This window comes from Pseudomonas tremae (assembly GCF_001401155.1).
Taxonomy (GTDB): domain Bacteria; phylum Pseudomonadota; class Gammaproteobacteria; order Pseudomonadales; family Pseudomonadaceae; genus Aquipseudomonas; species Aquipseudomonas tremae.
Genome location: NZ_LJRO01000393.1, coordinates 1 through 398 on the forward strand (window position 1 = coordinate 1; position 398 = coordinate 398).

The window sequence follows — 398 nt, forward strand, 5'->3', positions numbered from 1 at the left end:
CTCAGTGAATTCATTGATCTCTACCTCTCTATAGACAGTCGCGATTCGCCAGACGGCGGTTGTCCACTACCGACCATGTGCCTGGAACTGGGTCAGCGCGACCAGCCCAGCGCAACAACGGATAAAATCATTCTTCACTTGCTGGAACTGTTCGATCAGTCTCTGGCGCAGACGGGTGCTGAATCCAAGAGCCTGCCGGTGCTGTCTACCTTGGTAGGCGGCCTGGTACTCGCCCGCAGTGCTTTTAACGAAGAATTGTCGCAGCGCATTCTGGACACGACCCGGGACTATCTCAAACAGGAGATAAAGAAGAGCGCCAACTGACTTATCGAAAACAGAACGTTATCAAGATCCGTTCTCGATAAAGCGTGCATAAACAGACAGGCCGATCATTGATC

Annotated in this window: 1 pseudogene; it reads left to right on the forward strand. The window is 52.0% G+C overall.

The features are described 5' to 3' along the window. A pseudogene (locus ALO43_RS22535) lies at window positions 1-324 on the forward strand (TetR/AcrR family transcriptional regulator); the annotation flags it as partial. Window positions 325-398 lie beyond the last annotated feature (74 nt).